Origin of the sequence: Paraburkholderia monticola, assembly GCF_001580545.1 — a bacterium.
Lineage (GTDB): Bacteria > Pseudomonadota > Gammaproteobacteria > Burkholderiales > Burkholderiaceae > Paraburkholderia > Paraburkholderia monticola.
Map to the genome: position 1 here is coordinate 270,555 of NZ_LRBG01000037.1, position 15,861 is coordinate 286,415.

19 protein-coding genes and 4 pseudogenes are annotated in these 15,861 nt (G+C 59.5%); 10 read left to right on the forward strand and 13 right to left on the reverse strand.

Features of this window, described 5'->3' with window-relative positions; genetic code table 11:
* Positions 1 to 26 precede the first annotated feature (26 nt).
* A complete protein-coding gene (locus CI15_RS25255; RefSeq protein WP_153041192.1) occupies positions 27 to 377 on the forward strand; it encodes a DprA-like winged helix domain-containing protein in 351 nt (116 codons plus the stop codon).
* A 603-nt stretch (positions 378 to 980) separates the two neighbouring features.
* On the opposite strand, the gene CI15_RS25260 is transcribed toward CI15_RS25255, so the two are convergent.
* Positions 981 to 1,859 (reverse strand): NmrA family NAD(P)-binding protein, encoded by an 879-nt coding sequence (locus tag CI15_RS25260; protein ID WP_062132869.1) that lies wholly within the window; start codon positions 1,857 to 1,859, stop codon positions 981 to 983.
* 122 nt (positions 1,860 to 1,981) lie between these two features.
* Between CI15_RS25260 and CI15_RS25265 the strand changes: the two genes are divergently transcribed.
* Together CI15_RS25265 and CI15_RS36180 are read left to right on the forward strand one after the other, a co-directional pair.
* Positions 1,982 to 2,893 carry a LysR family transcriptional regulator gene (locus CI15_RS25265; protein WP_062132873.1) on the forward strand — a complete coding sequence of 304 codons (912 nt, stop codon included), beginning with the start codon at positions 1,982 to 1,984 and terminating at the stop codon, positions 2,891 to 2,893.
* A gap of 34 nt (positions 2,894 to 2,927) precedes the next feature.
* Positions 2,928 to 3,110 (forward strand): annotated as a pseudogene (locus CI15_RS36180) (IS6 family transposase); the annotation flags it as partial.
* Here the strand turns inward: CI15_RS36180 and CI15_RS37365 are convergent.
* The 8 genes and pseudogenes from CI15_RS37365 to CI15_RS25305 all read right to left on the reverse strand — a co-directional run.
* Positions 3,096 to 3,197: pseudogene (locus tag CI15_RS37365) on the reverse strand (DDE-type integrase/transposase/recombinase); the annotation flags it as partial. The pseudogenes CI15_RS36180 and CI15_RS37365 overlap by 15 nt on opposite strands.
* A 250-nt stretch (positions 3,198 to 3,447) precedes the next feature.
* Positions 3,448 to 3,927 (reverse strand): response regulator, encoded by a 480-nt coding sequence (locus tag CI15_RS38285; RefSeq protein WP_075643776.1) that lies wholly within the window; start codon positions 3,925 to 3,927, stop codon positions 3,448 to 3,450.
* Between the two features lie 136 nt (positions 3,928 to 4,063).
* Positions 4,064 to 5,167 (reverse strand): extracellular catalytic domain type 1 short-chain-length polyhydroxyalkanoate depolymerase, encoded by a 1,104-nt coding sequence (locus CI15_RS25280; protein ID WP_241495924.1) that lies wholly within the window; start codon positions 5,165 to 5,167, stop codon positions 4,064 to 4,066.
* Between the two features lie 108 nt (positions 5,168 to 5,275).
* Complete coding sequence (locus tag CI15_RS25285) at positions 5,276 to 5,848, reverse strand: phasin family protein (RefSeq protein ID WP_062132882.1); 573 nt, start codon at positions 5,846 to 5,848, stop codon at positions 5,276 to 5,278.
* 68 nt (positions 5,849 to 5,916) lie between these two features.
* Positions 5,917 to 6,411, reverse strand: a complete 495-nt coding sequence (locus CI15_RS25290) for a YciE/YciF ferroxidase family protein (protein WP_062132886.1) — start codon at positions 6,409 to 6,411, stop codon at positions 5,917 to 5,919.
* Between the two features lie 94 nt (positions 6,412 to 6,505).
* On the reverse strand, positions 6,506 to 7,537 hold the full coding sequence (locus tag CI15_RS25295; RefSeq protein WP_062132888.1) for an alpha/beta fold hydrolase: 1,032 nt from the start codon (positions 7,535 to 7,537) through the stop codon (positions 6,506 to 6,508).
* A 101-nt stretch (positions 7,538 to 7,638) separates the two neighbouring features.
* Positions 7,639 to 7,890 carry a hypothetical protein gene (locus CI15_RS25300; RefSeq protein WP_062132891.1) on the reverse strand — a complete coding sequence of 84 codons (252 nt, stop codon included), beginning with the start codon at positions 7,888 to 7,890 and terminating at the stop codon, positions 7,639 to 7,641.
* A 446-nt stretch (positions 7,891 to 8,336) separates the two neighbouring features.
* Positions 8,337 to 8,699, reverse strand: a complete 363-nt coding sequence (locus tag CI15_RS25305; protein ID WP_062132894.1) for a response regulator — start codon at positions 8,697 to 8,699, stop codon at positions 8,337 to 8,339.
* Positions 8,700 to 8,721: 22 nt separating this feature from the next.
* Between CI15_RS25305 and CI15_RS25310 the strand changes: the two are divergent.
* Positions 8,722 to 9,552, forward strand: a pseudogene (locus CI15_RS25310) (sensor histidine kinase); the annotation flags it as partial.
* Positions 9,553 to 10,088: 536 nt separating this feature from the next.
* Here the strand turns inward: CI15_RS25310 and CI15_RS25315 are convergent.
* Positions 10,089 to 10,352: a DUF2934 domain-containing protein gene (locus CI15_RS25315; protein ID WP_062132899.1), complete on the reverse strand. Its 264-nt coding sequence runs from the start codon at positions 10,350 to 10,352 to the stop codon at positions 10,089 to 10,091.
* Between the two features lie 199 nt (positions 10,353 to 10,551).
* On the opposite strand from CI15_RS25315, the gene CI15_RS36710 reads away from it, so the two are divergent.
* From CI15_RS36710 to CI15_RS25330, 4 genes are all read left to right on the forward strand, one after another.
* Positions 10,552 to 10,863, forward strand: coding sequence for a hypothetical protein (locus CI15_RS36710; protein WP_153041193.1), 312 nt, complete (start codon positions 10,552 to 10,554; stop codon positions 10,861 to 10,863).
* Positions 10,864 to 11,072: 209 nt separating this feature from the next.
* Positions 11,073 to 11,369 carry a CsbD family protein gene (locus CI15_RS25320; RefSeq protein ID WP_062132901.1) on the forward strand — a complete coding sequence of 99 codons (297 nt, stop codon included), beginning with the start codon at positions 11,073 to 11,075 and terminating at the stop codon, positions 11,367 to 11,369.
* A 107-nt stretch (positions 11,370 to 11,476) separates the two neighbouring features.
* Entirely contained in the window at positions 11,477 to 11,851 is a 375-nt protein-coding gene (locus CI15_RS25325) for a phage holin family protein (protein WP_062132907.1), read from the forward strand.
* Positions 11,848 to 12,159, forward strand: coding sequence for a hypothetical protein (locus tag CI15_RS25330; protein ID WP_241495925.1), 312 nt, complete (start codon positions 11,848 to 11,850; stop codon positions 12,157 to 12,159). Before CI15_RS25325 ends, CI15_RS25330 begins: the two co-directional genes overlap by 4 nt.
* 131 nt (positions 12,160 to 12,290) lie before the next feature.
* Here CI15_RS25330 and CI15_RS25335 read toward each other — a convergent pair.
* Together CI15_RS25335 and CI15_RS25340 are read right to left on the reverse strand one after the other, a co-directional pair.
* Positions 12,291 to 12,631: pseudogene (locus CI15_RS25335) on the reverse strand (hemerythrin domain-containing protein); the annotation flags it as partial.
* Between the two features lie 22 nt (positions 12,632 to 12,653).
* Complete coding sequence (locus CI15_RS25340) at positions 12,654 to 13,118, reverse strand: PRC-barrel domain-containing protein (protein WP_062132910.1); 465 nt, start codon at positions 13,116 to 13,118, stop codon at positions 12,654 to 12,656.
* Between the two features lie 231 nt (positions 13,119 to 13,349).
* On the opposite strand from CI15_RS25340, the gene CI15_RS37370 reads away from it, so the two are divergent.
* Complete coding sequence (locus tag CI15_RS37370; protein WP_162842061.1) at positions 13,350 to 13,523, forward strand: hypothetical protein; 174 nt, start codon at positions 13,350 to 13,352, stop codon at positions 13,521 to 13,523.
* A gap of 166 nt (positions 13,524 to 13,689) precedes the next feature.
* The gene (locus CI15_RS25345) at positions 13,690 to 14,610 is read left to right on the forward strand and encodes a YihY/virulence factor BrkB family protein (RefSeq protein WP_062132912.1); all 921 of its coding nucleotides are present in this window, start codon (positions 13,690 to 13,692) and stop codon (positions 14,608 to 14,610) included.
* A 322-nt stretch (positions 14,611 to 14,932) separates the two neighbouring features.
* On the opposite strand, the gene CI15_RS25350 is transcribed toward CI15_RS25345, so the two are convergent.
* Positions 14,933 to 15,808, reverse strand: a complete 876-nt coding sequence (locus CI15_RS25350) for a manganese catalase family protein (RefSeq protein WP_062132915.1) — start codon at positions 15,806 to 15,808, stop codon at positions 14,933 to 14,935.
* Between the last annotated feature and the right edge of the window lie 53 nt (positions 15,809 to 15,861).

Here is a 15,861-nt window from a genome sequence, read left to right on the forward strand (position 1 = left end):
ATGGGCGCTACATGCAGGAGGTCATCATGGATGTGTCCCTGAAAAGGCTCAACGAGTGCATGGGCGGTAAGCCTCGGCCGGCTGAGGCCGATGAAGATACCGCGATAACCGACGCGGACGAGCTCCGGCTGTTTGAGGCGCTAGCCGAGAATCCCCTGACCGCGAGCCGGCTTGCAAAGAAAACCGGTTTGAGTCTCCGCCGCGTGAACCCGTGGCTGGCGACACAGATTGCTCGCGGACACCTCGAGTACGACGCAGCCAGCCGGCGCTATTGGATGCGACAGGAACAGGCGCGCGCGATCGCAGAAACACCGTCGCGAGCCTTCATGAATGAAGCATTCGCCGTATGGCGTAGCGGCGGGTTAGTGGCAAGGTGATGCAAATTCGCGGGAACTACCATCGGTTGGGCAGCTAGAGGTCGGTCGCCCTTCTGCCGAGAAGTCTGATTGTCCTGAGTGAGCTTTCACTCATTGGCGTATGCGCGCTCCCGACCCACTGCAGCCCGTCAGACCAGCGCGATAGCTAGGTCGGCTTTCCAGTTACAACGGCCGTCTTTGTCAACCCCCGGAGTGACACAGTTGGCCGACCTGAGCCTGACGGCTCCGTACGAGGCGACCTTGTCCTAGCTTCAGCCTGCGCTCGACTCCGTGCGCCTACGCGAGGGCCAGGAGGTGTTTCGTCGGCGTGACAATCTGCGTTCGGTCGTCGGCCATCGTCCCGGACGTCTGCCAGCAAAATACGCGGGGCACGGCTGTGGTCGCCAACGAGAAGATGTCAGTCGCCCGCAGCGAATGCACGCCAATAGTATGTCTAGCCACGATCATTCGTCCACGCACCGCTTAGCAGCCGACGATCAATCACACCACATTGATCCGCACCATTCAGCACCAAAACCAGGTCAGTTGGTCCGCGATGCGTCCCCCGCGCATAACGGTGTGCGACATCGCCCCGCCCCCAGTGTGTAGCCGGCAACACCCTTCTCACTCTTTCGCCCACGCTGCTGCGCAGGCCTTTGCAAAGTCCCGATACGACCGTGGCTGCCGGCCGAGAAGCAACGTCATGCGCTTGACCTGCCCAGCGGTCGCAGCGGCCCCATCGCGTTGATACCGCTGCATCATCAGTCGCATGTCATACGCGAGCCATGCTGGCGAAACCGCCTTCAGGCGCGCTTCGAGCGCCACAAGATTGTCACCGCCATAAGAAATGGGACGTTGCAGCGCTTCGCTCCAGGTCGCACTTACCCAATCAGCTGTCACGACGTCTGGCCCCACGAGTTCATAGGTTTCGCCCGGCTGCCGTTCGCTTGCTCTCTCTCGCCGCAGTAGTTCGCGCGCGGCCGCGTCGCCAATATCGCGCACATCCACCATTGAAATGCCCTTCGCGCCGATTGGCATGCCGTAGACACTTTGCTTCAGAAGCGCCTCCTTTTGCCGGACATCGTTCTGGATGAAATAGGCGGGTCGCAGAATGGTGGCGGGCAAGCCGAACTGCTCGATCATTCTCTCCGCGGAAAACTTGCTCGTAAAGTGCGGCACATCCGTGTAGTGCTCGCCCATGAACACCGACAGATAAACGATACCTTTCACGCCCGCCTCGCGCGCGACGCCCAGAGCCTGCAACGCCTGAGTCTGTTCGTCGGCCGCGTTGGGTGCGAGCAGGAACAGCGTGCTGACATCCTTCATCGCAGTACGCAATCCGTCGATGTCAGACAGGTCGCCTTTCACAGCCGCAACGCCCGCGGGTAGCTGCGCATCATCGGGTTTGCGGGTCAGCGCGCGAACCTCCGCACCGCTGTCTTTGAGGTGGTCGAGCACCTGCGTCCCGATGGTGCCGGTACTGCCTGTCACGAGAATAGCCATGTTCGTTCTCCGCTAAGTGAAGTGGATTGGGCAATTGACGGCCCGCACGGTTACGATAGACGTTCCGTTTTTGATCCGATAGACCAAACAACGAGACGCCTTGTCTCATTTGTGGAACGACCATGGATCTCACTGCCCTTGCCGATTTCAATGCAGTCGCGCAACATGGCGGGTTCGCCGCTGCGGCCAGGAAGCTCGATCGTCCGAAGGCCACTTTGTCACGTCGGGTAGCCGAGCTCGAGCAGAGTCTCGGTGTGCGACTTATTGAGCGGGGCGCGCGCACGCTGCGCCTGACCGATGAGGGCCGCCTGCTGCATGAGCAAACACGCGGCCTGCTCGCGGAAGTTTTCGAGGCGGGCGACGCAATCGCTTCACGCGCGTCAGCGCCGCGCGGCCGCCTACGGATCAGCGCGCCGATCGTCTACGCGCACGTCGTGTTGCCCCGGATCGCTGCGCGCTTTGCTCGTGCGTATCCGCAGGTGGAACTCGAAATCGTGGCCGAGGATCGCATGACAGATCCCGTCGAGGACGGCTATGACCTCGTCATTCGCGTGAATCCCCGTGCGGACGAATTGCTGGTGGGGCGGCGCATCGCGATCGACCAGCGCGTCCTGTGCGCGACTCCCGATTCAACCATCGTGCGCGAGCGCCTCGGCCATGCAAATCGTTCGTTAGACTCCGGCATACCGGCGGTCGTGCTTTCGACGGCAACGGAACAGTCGTGGCAAATTCAGACAAAGGACAAAAAGCTCCACCGTGTGGTGCCGAGACCCATACTGAAATTGTCCTCGCTCCTGATGGTACGCGAGGCGACACTGGAAGGTATAGGCGCCGCACTGTTGCCGGGGTTGCTCGTGCAGCCCGATATCGCGGATGGAAAACTGGTGCCGTTGGGTCTCGATGCGGGATCGCCCGTTGAAATCTGGGCGCTTTACAGTTCGCGGCGTTTCTTGAGCGCGAAGGTTCGTGCATTCCTCGATATGCTGGGCAAGCCTTATCTCGCGGGCTCCGATGCAAATGGGAGTTGTCGGTAGGTTAAGGTCGGGATTTGACGAGCGCGAGCACGCTATGAGTAAGCCCGTAGCCATGGACAGGCTGTTCAACGGCCACCGCTTTGACCGCGAAGGCATCGTCGTGTGTGTCCGTTGGTACCTGAATTACAAGCTCAGTCAACGCTTCACGCCGGAGTTCGCGAAGCGTTGGGACCGGTTTGCGAAATCCGCTGGCCGTTCATGGAGAGTCGACGAGACGCTTGAAGAAGCGTTTGGCTACGGGTTTGTCGCGCCGCTTTTGTAGCAGGATGTCGAGTTCGGCGCCATGCTCGTCCAACGCACGCCAATCTTTGCATTGCGCGCTTGCAGCGCGTCGGGACACGAGCGAATTTCATGATTGCCGTGGAACATACCTCACGTTTAAAAAGCAACCCGCTATTGAGAACAAGTCCGCGCTAGCCATACCACGACCTGATACGCCAGCATCCAGTTCTTCATTCCGACTCCTCAGTGCTCTGGGTCTGTCCCCGGTCAATGAACTGGCGCGGGACCCTTCGTAACAACTACCGTATCGCGTAAGATAGTCTGGCTCCGTGTTACGGGGTACTGGGCTCTGCAATCTGGGCGCAGATGGCTGCCGTGAGACGATCCAAAGATGCGGGCTTACGAAAGAACAGCGTCCAGCAACGTGATGCGCAAACGGGTTCGGGACCAGCGGACAGCATTACGATGGGGAGCTCACGATGCGCAGCTTTAGCGCGTACCTGGCGACAGAATTCGGCGCCGTCCATGCCAGGCATCTCATAGTCCGTTACGACAATCTCAACTGCTTCACGCGACAGCATTTGCATTGCCCGTGCCGCGTCGGCAGCAGTGCTAACGTGATGACCGTCGCTTTCGAGTCCCAGCTGCAACGACGCGAGGTTTCCTGCATCGTCGTCGACCAGAAGAAGGTTTGCCACGATTTCGGCTTCCATGTTATTTTCCCCGGCCTCGCGCTCATGGACGACGTGGTCCGCATAGCGGCGCTGCGGTAACGCAGTCGACCCCGCTGCGCGCTGCCTCAGGTGTTTCATACGTGCGCGACTGCGAATTCTTGCAATACGTGTATCAACCGCAATCGTTGTGCCGCGTCAAGGCGGCAGGAAGTCGTCGCCAGCAATCAGGCTTGACCGGAAAGCGCCGAGAAGTGAAAACGACGCCGACCTTCGATCAGGCTTCGAACTCCCGGTCGCCGCCTGTATTGAGATTGACAGAGGCGAAGAAGCGAAGCATTTCGCGAGATGCATCCGGTCCGTTACAGTCGCTGTAGCTTCCCGCGCTATCGCCGCCGGACCACGCATGGTCGAGACCATGGATAATCCATTGTTCTCCGACGATCTTGCCCTTGTCGTCGTATGAAAGTCTGCGCGTATGCCCATAGATGCCGCCCTCCTCCGTCGCAACCGTCGTGGTCTGACGGGACGCGCTCTGTGACGAGACCGCAAAGATGCAGTTCATGCGTATCAGATCGTCACAATTACGGGGGTGCACGACTGTATCCTGATCCCCATGAAAGGCGATCAGAGGTGTATAGGCACGTTGCTCTGATTCTTTCCGCAACAATTCAAACTGAAAATCGGCCGACCCGTGATTCATCACAGATATGGCGGAAAATGCGTCATCTGCAATTCCGTACGCTAAACCGGAGTGGATCCCGGCGGCCGCGTAAAGATCGGCATAAGTGACAGCAAGATTGACTGCCATTGCGCCGCCAGCCGACATGCCGGCCACGTAGATGCGGGTGGAATCCGCGTTATACATGGTCATCACCTCGCGAGTGAGCTCGGCAATGAGCGCGGCTTCACCCGAATCGCGGACCCGATCGCCCGGACGAAACCAGTTCCAGCATCTCGCGGCATTGGCGCTTTGCGGTTGCTCCGGGTAGACGACGATGTATCGCGCCTCCTCAGCCAGAACATTCATCCTTGTCCCGGCAGCGAAATCGTCAGGATCCTGGTTGGCACCATGGAGCATGACGACCATCGGGAGTTGTTCGCGTTCGTAAGATGTCGGCACATAAACTTTGTAGTTTCGCGCTCCCACCGTTCCCCGAAACGTCTTTTGCTGCCATATAGACTCATCCAGCCCTCTCGTCAGCGATGGTGTCGTCGGCAAATCCGTGCATTGATCATCGTTGTGAGACGGCTCCTGACCGGCCGAAGTGTCCTCTGGCATTAATCCGCAGAGGAAACTTGTGGTCGCTTCCACAGGGTCGCGCAAAAAAAGTGCAAGGGTAAGATTCTGCACGAATAGAAACGGGTTGGAATTATTCATGGTGTTCTTGTCGGTCAGCTGTCGCGCATCGCATGCCTGCAAAACAAACCCGCCTTCGGCGGGTCCTGTTTACCTGCATTCAGATGCTACACGGGAAAGATCTGTCGTTTAGCGCTTGTTGCCGGATCTGGCAGGCTGAGGCAGCATCGCTTCGCCCCCGGCCAGGAAGTCACCAGTCGCCTTCGCCGTCTGCGAAATGGCGTCGGATGAAGCGCTTTCTACTGCGTCTTTGACGGTGGTCTCGACTGCGTCCTGCGCTGGCTTTGTAACGGTGTTCTCCGGGGTTTCAGCCGTTCTGGTCGACGTAGCGTTAGCCTTTTCTATCGCCTCCAGGAATATGGCGTTGACCTGGCCACCTCGACTTTCGTACTGGCGTCGGACCTCGCGCGCAACTTCGGCGCCCGTCGACAGAATGATCGTGTGCAAATGACGATTGTAGGAAGTCACTTTTCCGGGAAGCTGGCTCAGCATGCTGGATTGCCATTCCGGCAAATTGTTGGCGCTTTCGGTGACGTCGTCCATCGGAAAATTGTTGCTCTCCTCAATGATTGTCTTCATCGTTTGAACGTTCAGCTCCGCAACTTCCTGAAGTCCCTTCATGTATTTTCCTGTCAGATTGACGAATGACTGGTAACCGGCTTTATGAAGATCCGCGATCTGCTGTGGCGAATAAAAGAACATTTGATACTCCGTGTTGAGATAAGCGTTGCTTGATAGTTTTGAGATGCAGCTGTAACTGCATAAACCCGTTACTTGCCCATTGCTTCTGCTGCCACCTTCTCTTCGGCCAGCAACGAAAGCGCGTCGTCCGTCGCCTTCTCTTCCTTCAACGTTTCGGCCAGGAGTCTCGCCGCCTCTGTTTCTCCCAGTTGCCTGGCCAGTGCAATCAGCGAACCGTAAGATGCGATTTCATAGTGCTCAACCTTCTGGGCTGCGGCAATCAACGCCGTGTCGAGGACAGGGCCTTTCTCGATCTCGTCGATCTGCTCCTGCCCTTCCTCGACAAGACCTTCCATCGCGACGCACTTGACGCGCTTGAGCTTGATTTCGCTCGTCTCGACGATCTGGTCGATCCGTTGAACCTGGCCCAGCGTCTCTTCGTGGTGTTTCTCGAATGCGGCCCTGAGATCCGGGCTGCTCGACGCGCGGGCCATCTTGGGCAGAGACTTCGTCATCTGTTTTTCGGCGCTATAGATATCCGATAGGGAATGGATAAACAGATCCTTAAGGGTCTTCGTAGGCATGACTGTTCCTTGATTGAATTTCGAAACTGCACCCGGGATGAGTACAGCGTGATGCGAGTTAATCCAGCAGGAATCCGAGGGCGAGACAGACCGCTTAATCGGCCATGGTCAGTGGAACGTCGTCCACGGACCTGCTGGATTCGATCTTTTTAGTATCTGTACCGGCGCTCATGCGATCAACCGCGTTAGTGATTTCCTCAGTGAGCGCGTAGTGAACCATATGCCCTGCTCCGGGCCTCACGGTCAGGTCGCTGTGTGGCAGATCCCGATGCAGCCGGACGGATTGCGCTTCGGGGGCGACGACCTTGTCGCCGTCGCCGGCGAAGATACTCACTGGCATTTTTAGAGTGGCGTAGTGAGCGCAACAATGCGCTGCCGACGGGATCATGAACGCGGCGTCCTCTGCCGCTGCCCGGATCTGCACGGGACGTAGCAACATTTCACGGGGCACGACATCGAAAAACCTGTCGGGCATTGGCGCAGGTGCGAACATCGCCTCGACACTGCGCCGTAGCATGACGCGGCCGGTTAGCGGTGAAACCGTGTAGCGCAACGCGTCGCCTAACAGTGGAAGCGCCACCGGAGTCGCCAGCGCGACGTCCATGCGGGCCGAAGGATAGTAATAGCCTGAAATCAGCACGAGGCCCCTCACATCCTTCGGAAATTCTGTTGCCAGGCCGAGGGCGACCAGCGCGCCCCACGAATGCCCGACCACGACAGGCTGCGTCACATCGAGCTGCAAGAGTGCGTGGCGTATGACCGCGGCTTGGGCCTGCGCGGTCCAGAGGCGATCTCGCGGACGCTCGCTGTGTCCGAATCCCGGGCGGTCGAATGCGATCACCCGGTGATGTTGGGCTAACCGGTCAATCAAACCGCAGCCGATAAAATCCTGTAACTGGACGGTGTTCCCGTGCAGCAACACGACAGCCGGCCCTTTCCCTTTATCGATGAAGTGGAGCCGAGTACCGTCCACTTCGACAAAACCGCCCAGGGGCGGATTATCACGTTCGGCTTTCCGCGCTCGATACAAAACCCACAGCGCGGTGGCCGCACCGGCGACAGCCGTGGCGGCGACCGCTCCGGCCGTGCCGCGCGATAGGCTGGCATTCTTGAAAGAGGTGGGCATGACGTCTCGTGTAGAAGCTACAGGTAAGAAAGATCAGCATTCCAGAAAATCGGCGCTTGATGAGATTGGTGCGACCGCATCTCGTGCGGCCGCGCACCGCATTACTTCTTCCCTTGAGGTGTAGCCTCGTCGGGTGGACCATCGCCAGGTGACGGCTCACGGGAAGTGTCTTCCTCGGGGACGTCTTCATCGGGATCGATGCCAGGCAGGTCACCATCTTCCTCATCTTCGATCCGCGTCGCGCCGCCCGTTGCCGATGCATCGCTTGCAGGGAAGGTGTCTTCGATAGTCTGGTCAGTAGCGCCGTCGGGCTTTTCGTCCGGCGCGCGTTGCTCAACAGGTGTGTGCGTCATGATTCACTCCTCGTAAGTTTGTGGCTCTTGTGTAAGCGCAATCGCTGTGCCGTAAGAGCGCGGCAATTTCATTTTTATCCGAGAAGTGCTCGCGACAAGGCAAAGTCAAGTCCGCGCGCGATCTCCCAGCCCTTTACACGTTTCCTCGAAGACACGATGTTCGCGCCCCGTAACGTCCTCCGGTCCCAACGGCTGACCACTCCGCGGGCACGATCGCGTGTGTTCCGAAAAGAGAGAATCGAAGGCGCCGTAGAGCCCGTCGTGCGACAGACTCCGCGGTGTCGTGAGATGCCAATGCGAACGCCATGTTCATACGGAAGTGGGCCGCAGACTAGGCCATGAAAATCTAGGCATCACCTTTCGCAGTGTGCTACAGGCGGAGCATTCGTCCTTTGCCCCGGACGCGAACCGCATGCGCACCCTGTGCGCAGACTGTGCCCGCTCGTTCAACACGGTCTCGACACCAGGGCCGAGACCAGCGCCACCAACTCCTCAATGGCTACCGGTTTGCGAAGGTACGCGTCATAGAGTTGTGGACGACAGTCGTTCGGCGGTTCATCGGCAGAAACCAGAATGACCGGTAAGCCAGCGAAAGGCTGGCTGTGGCGCAACAGACGGCAGAAGCCCAAGCCATCGACTCGAGGCATCCTCCAGTCGGTGATGATGACATCGGGTAGCTTGCCCGAAACGAGCTCGAATGCTTCCCAGCCGTCGAGAGCTGTCATCATCTGGTGACCATACCCTTCCAGGGTGATCCGAAGCGCCTCAATGACCTCTGGCTCGTTGTCGACAACCAAAATTCTGCTCATGGCATATCCTCGGCTCACCTGGGCTGCGGAGTACCGCGCGCTGCGAGCCAGCGTTCTGCGCCTCTGGATGGACGACTGCCAGCCCGAAGCCCCATATCCGGATGATGTCATCCGGTTCAACGAGGCCATCGACCAGGCACTTGCGGAATCGGTCGGTCAGTTCAGCGCGCAGGTAGACCAGGCCCGGAATCTTTTTCTTGGCATGCTCGGGCACGATATGCGCAGCCCGCTCCAGACGATCCTGGTGACGGCCCAATGTCTTGCAGCACTGAACGCCGGGGAGCAGATATCCGGAGCCGCATCCTGTTTGATCAGAAGCGGCGCGCGCATGCAGGCCCTTCTGGGCGATATGCTTGATTTCAATCGAACCCGGCTGGGTTTGGGTGTCAATATCGCGCCGACCGATGGCGACCTGGAGAAACTGCTTGCCGACGAACTCGACCAGTTGCGGGCAGCGCACCCAGACCGTCAGGTCGATCTCGACGTGGCGGGTGACTGTCGGGGTATTTGGGACGGCCGCCGTCTGCAGCAGTTGCTCGGCAATCTGGTTTTGAATGCAATCAAGTACGGGGCGCCCGATGCGCCGGTGCGGGTGGTGGTCACTGACGACGCGCGGGAGGTTCGTTTCGAGGTCAGGAACCACGGGCCCGCCATCGAACGGATCACGCTGGATCGGATCTTTGACCCACTTCAGCGTGGCTTGGATCAGGAAGGTTCATATAACGACGACGGCAGTCTGGGGCTCGGACTGTATATCGCGCGCGAGATTGCCAAGGCCCATGGGGGCGAGATCGAGGCGAGGTCCGACGAGACAGAGACCGTATTCGCTGTGCGCCTGCCGCGCGGTCAGTAGCGCGCACGCACGTGCCACGCATGGCCCGACTGTGGGCATGCTTTGGGATGCGCGCGCTTGCGGTTGCAGACCGGGAGCGTGAGGCAGTTCATATCAGGCCACCGTTCGGGCGCTGGCATGCCGTCAGGTTGCGCCATGCGTTGCGTACGAAGGTCAGCAGGTGTGCCATTCCGGCATCGGTCAAATCGACCGCGAAGACGGCTTTTTCTTTCGGCTGAGGACCAGCGGTTCGGTATTCGCGTTCAACACCGCGAGGGTTGCATGCGAGACGCCGACACCTTTGCGCTTCGCTCGATCCGCCGTGGAGGCAGCGTGCGCAAAATCCCCGACAAGCCCCGGCGCCAGGCAACTCGACCTCTTCCGCATCGACAGCGCGCACGGTCTGCGCCGCAGTGCTTCGAGACGCCTGCCAGCACGCCGTGATCGACCAACTTGGCGTCAAACGCGATTTCGACATGAAGCGCGAGCGGCGCGTTGCGACTTGCCAGTGGCAGCAACGCCGTCGACGGCGTCGGCGTGATAGAGCGGCGCGCGCCTTATCCGGCTCGCTTCGGCGGTTCGCTGACGTCGCCCGGGCTCTCCTGCAGTTGCTCTTCGGGCGCGATCCTCGAGCCGCGCTCGCGCTCCGCGGACTGATCGGTCGGCTCCTGCTGCACGGTGTCGCCACCGGCAGCGCCTTCCGCCTCGATCTGCCGGCGCGCCTCTTCCCAGTGCTCGTCGGCCTTCCCCTCCGGCGACGGATCGTTCTGCCAGATTTGGTACGCGCGCGTGTGGATGCGGGCGTCGAGTTCCTTGTCCATATGTGTTCTCCGTAAGCGTGAGTGATCCCGCCGCACGATGCCACGCGCGCCGTGCCCGAATGAAGGCGAGGGACAGGCGAGCAAGCCGTGTTCCGCGCGGCGCGCGCCGCTATTTGTCCAGTCGTTGCGGCGAAATCGTGCCTTCCTCGATCACAGGGGGTGCCCGCGAGTGCGGGTGGGCCGGTCTGGTGGGGACGATGTGGCCAGCCGCTATCGCGACATATGCCGAAGGCGGCATTTCGTCGACAACCGGCCTAATTTCGTCGCCGTTGCAGCCGGATCACTGGGCGCGGCGAGTGCTGCTCGCTTACGCCCCGGGATAGACAAGGCCGGCCGCGACGAATGCGCGCCGTATTCCTCGGTGGCGAGCCACGCTTCCTCGATGCTCGCTCGGCCAATGAGGAACTCAAATGAAGAGCTGCAGGCGGTCGACGAACAGTTGAATCGGGTGAATTCGCTTGCACCTGCCGATGTGGGGCGCGTCAAGCGGATCGGTCCTCCGCTTGCATGAGGTTCCCCGAAATTGCGCCAAGAGCCCATGGAGAAGCACGCCGGCGATTCTCGTACGTGCCTCAATGATTTGCGGAAGCGGGCCTGGCTTTTGCGCGTCATCTGGCACGGCGCCGGCCGAGCCAACATTTCGGAGAACTGCGGGGGCTCGACTCTCATGGAGGAAAATTTTCCGGCGCAGCCTGATCGCATTCACCTGAGGAGCAGACCATGGAAACGAGGAAAGAAGAAGGAACGCTACAGGAGATGACCGGCAGCGCGCAGCAAGCCGCCGGGGATTTGCTGGGCGATGTCGGTGCGCAGGTTAGCGGCGCAGCGAAGGAACTGAGTGACAAGGCGCAACAACTCTATGCCGATTTTGCGGACGTCGTTCGGGAATCTACCGTAGAGCGGCCGTTCGCGGCGCTGGCGATTGCAGCAGGCGTGGGTTTCGTCCTCGGCACGTTACACGCGGCGACTCGCTCCCGCCCCAACGACGTACGGCACGACTGGAGAGACCGGAGGTAAGGCGATCCGGTCTTGCCCGCTGACGAACTCGACGACCGCAGACGATAAGCGCCTGGCTACGTGTCGCCGCGTTCTTCGAAACCAACCAGCTCCTGAGGAGTAGCGCAATGTCCATACGTTTAAGAGTCACTCAGTGGCGAAACGTCGGCAGATTCTGTGTCGAACGGGCCGCGGATTATGGTGAACTGGTTGGCGTCGAACTCGAGGAGACGAGGAGAAGGCTGGTTCGTGAACTAAGCGCGCTCGTCGCATTGGCGGCCGCTGGCCTTTTCACACTGTCGTTTGTATGCATTGCCGGCATTGCAACGGCATGGGGGACATCCTATTTTCTTCCGGTGGTTTGGGGCGTGGCCGCGATGTGGCTCGTTGTTTCCATCGTCTCCCTGCTCATCGTTCGCGCGCAGAAACCTGGGCAATCGCTTCATGTTCTGCAAACCGAACTCCGGAGCGACCTCGACACGTTGCGGGAGGCCCTGAAATGAGCCACCGATCTGACGATAACAAGGCAGAGACCGCGATCCTGACCCGGATGGCGGCATCGCGAGTAGCGTTACTCTTGGCGAACCACACTGCGCCAGCCTCGGCCCCGGTGTTGCGCCGACGAACCACGCCGCCCGCAGCCGGTCTCATCACTTCGCTGGCGGCGGCACCGCGCGTCACGCTGCTGCTGGCTTTATGCATCGGCGTAATCGCCCTCGGGCCACGCAAGACACTCAGAATATTGGGCCGTTCGGGGATTACCGCGTTGCTGGCTGGCACGGCTCGCAAGGTAATCGCTCAGGCCGTCTAGGCGCTTGCGCATAACGGACCGTGCATGAATTTCGTGCGCCGCACGGCACAGGCAGCGCACTCTTTCAATCGCCACCCAACCTGGAGCGTCGAGGTCTTGCCGCCTACCGATCTGCCGCCCACCGCATCGAGCTAAATCTGCAGTTCGGCTTTGCGCTTCGCTATTTTTTCACCGAGCGCACGAAGGTTGCACTTCGACTTGCGCAGTTCCGGAAAGAGAGTTCCTCCTACTCTTCCTCGACATGATGGTCTACCATCGCGCTCAACACTTTGACGGTCGCGTCGAAGCCCCTGTCCCCAGCCCTCAGCGTTTCAAATTTCGCAATCAGGGTCTTGACGAGGAAATGCTCGATATACGCCTCTTCAACGTCGACCCTGTCGCTGTCGTGCAATGCTTCCTGCGCGGCCGGATACAGCGTGCGGATGGATAGCTCTTCACAAGCGCGGTGCGCGAGTGCAGCTTTCGCTTCAACGCGCGCCTGCAAGCGCGACACGTCAGAGGTTGCTCGACCCTGAGTCCTCCACGTTCCTCACAGCCGACCAGTAAGGGTCGCGGTTGTAGTACTGATGCACGGTGGTACCCCACGAGGCGTCCGCCATTGAGGGCCAATGATCCTTGTCAAAACCCGGGTCGTCCTTGATTCGCTGTGCGGCGATGCTGACGTGAAAGCACTCCGCGTCGGTATCGAGCGTCAATGCGTTCCACGGAATCGCGTGCAGACTTGTGCCCATTCCCAGGAATCCGCCCTCGGAGAGCACCGCGTATGCAATCCTTCCGCTGCGTACGTCCAGCATGATGTCGGAAATATTGCCGACGTCTGCACCGTCTGACGAAATGACGGTCGTCCCCTTCAGTGTCGCTGCAGCCATCACGTCGGGACCGGGTCCGTCACCGGTACCACTGCCGACAATTTGCGCCCCACTGCCAGGTGCGCTCCCTTGTGGGTCGAATGTGCTCATGACGTTCTCCGGATTGTCAGGTGGAAAACATCATCAGCGCAACGAATATGCCCACTCGGACATTGCGTGGCGCTGGGACTCGGTCAATGCCTTGACGACCGGAATGGCGTCGCGAGGCACGCCAGCGTCGCGGGTACGTGTTCATAGCACCATCACAAGAAAACTGCGCGGACCCCAGCTCGCGGAATATCCCTTGCTCGTATCAAGTCGTTCCACCCACCGGAGACCCAGATGGCTACCGACCCGAAGCAGCAGAACCCCGCAGGTGACAAGTCCGAAGAGGATGTCGACAAGGCGGTAGAAGACACCTTCCCGGCAAGCGACCCGCCCGCGACAGGAGGAACCTCGCGGATTGGATCAGAGGACGGCGAGGAAGTCGACGAGGACGGAGCTAGTCCGCAGTAATCACACACAGGTGAATGCCTGTGTGTGCCCAAACCCCGGGAAACCGCGCTGACCCGCACTCAAGTAGCTGTGCCCGGCGGGTACCGGACGGTATCCGCCTCAACCGAGGAATTCGCACAGATGATTCCATGGAAGTTCATCGTGTGCGTAATCTGTGAGGTTGCGTATGTTGCGAGAAGTGAAGAATCAGGTCGAACCACACAACCCATCGATAGTGGCCATCGGGCGGACCGCCATCAGCAAATTCTCGGATGACCGCTGCTCGATGATGGGCGCGAGCATCGGCTTCTTTTCCGCGTTTTCGCTTGCCCCAACCCTTCTGATCGTCCTTGCCGTCGCAGGATGGTTTTTCGGCCCAGATGCAGCGAAGGGGCGGTTGTTCGACCAGATTAAAGGCGTTCTTGGTAACGACGCTGCAAGCGCAATGCAATCTCTCGTCGAACACGCACACAGATCGAACGGAAGCGGCGTGGCCGCCGCACTGTCTATCGTCCTTGTGGCAGTTGGTGCTTCTGCGACGTTCTCATCACTCAATACTGCACTGGACGTCGTGTTTGGCGCAGAATCGCCGAAGGGTATCGCCGGGTTAGCGCTCCTGCTGCGCGCACGCCTCGTTTCCTTCGGGATGGTCATGGGAGTGGGCTTCCTGCTGGTCGTGTCCCTCGTACTGGACGCCACCATCCAGTTCGCCGGCCATGCGATATTTGGTGAATCCAGGCTGGTTGTGCTCGCGACGCTAGGCGAATCGGCATTCGGACTGGTGATACTCGCGATCGGGTTTGCTGCACTTATCAAGTGGCTGCCGGACGTAAAGGTGCATTTTCGTCATGCGCTCATCGGCGGTATAACTGCATCCGTGCTCTTCACCGCGGGTAGGCATCTCTTCGGCTTCTATCTCGCCCATGCTGGCACCGCAAACTCGTTCGGTGCGGCGGGTTCTCTTGCCGTGCTCATGATGTGGCTATATTTCTCAGCCATCATTTTCCTGTTCGGTTCGGAGATTACCGCGGCTATCAGGGATGCGTCACAGCCAACGGGCGAAAAACCTGACCGGGCTCCGTTGTCCTCCGTAGCGACTAGGCGCTGATAGCGCTGTTGTCCCGGCGGGCTGCGGAAGGCCAATTCGCTTCACTCCGAAGCAAATGAACAGCATGCTGTTTATCGGCCTCGCAGCCCTTCCCCATTACTTTGACGTCGTGCGCGGCATTCTCTTTTTCTTCGGGATGCAGACGCGGGGATGAGCAGAGCTTCGGGGGTTGCCCCGTACATTGCGTAAGGTCGAACCCAGCAAAAAATGTTTTAAATGCGCGGTAACAACAGGCCAGACCTTTTCGGTCAAGTTATTACCAGCAGAACGAAGTAGAGGAAAATCCGGAGAATGGGGCTCCTGTTTTGAGCCCCTGCGACTCTCACTTCACGGCTTCTCCCACACCGAGGTCAGCGCCAGTCATCGGGTCAGAGGAAGTGTCCGACGCCGTACGCGAAGCCATGGCTCGAAGAACCTCGGCGTCGTCGGCACTCACGTTCACGGTGGCCGTGCCGTCGCCACCGTCCACAGCCGGTTTCGGCGCTTCGACGAATTCCCAGTCGGGCCCCTCATTCCACGGACCTCGCGGAGCTCCGTCACTTGCGGACATTTTGTAATAGACGCTTGTAAATTCCGGGACACCGGGAAGCTTTCCCTGAGGAAAATTCGGCTGGATGGAATGGAGCGCTTTTTCAAACGACTTCTGATGGGCGATTTCCCGCGTCATCAGAAAGCCCAGCGTTTCCTTGATGCCCGCGTCGTCGGTCACGTTCATTAGCCGTTCGTACACAATCTTGGCCCGCGCTTCCGCCGCAATATTGGAACGAAGGTCTGCGGTAGGCTCACCGATGGTATCGACATAGGCTGCTGACCACGGAACCCCAGCGGAATTGGTGAGTGCCGGGCCGCCCCCATACAGTAGCGCTGTGATATGGGAGTCGTTACCACCACCGGTCATGCCGCGATAGAGCTCAGCTTCACTTTCAACCGCTTCCGCTAGCTGACCCTTTGCCCCCTTGTTCAGCATCGCGACGATGGACCCGACGATTTCCAGATGGCTGAGTTCTTCCGTTGCAATGTCGAACAGGAGGTCCTTGCGACCAGGGTCATCTTCGCCCACAGCCTGAGTGAAATACCGGCATGCGGCGCCGAGCTCACCTTGTGGTCCGCCAAATTGCTCAAGCAGCAGATTTGCGAGGCCGGGATTAGGCGCGGAAACACGCACCGTGTATTGGAGGCGCTTGTTATGGACAAACATGGTGTTCTCCTTTCAGAGCCCGGCAAGGACGGAGCACCGTTCATAACGCCAGG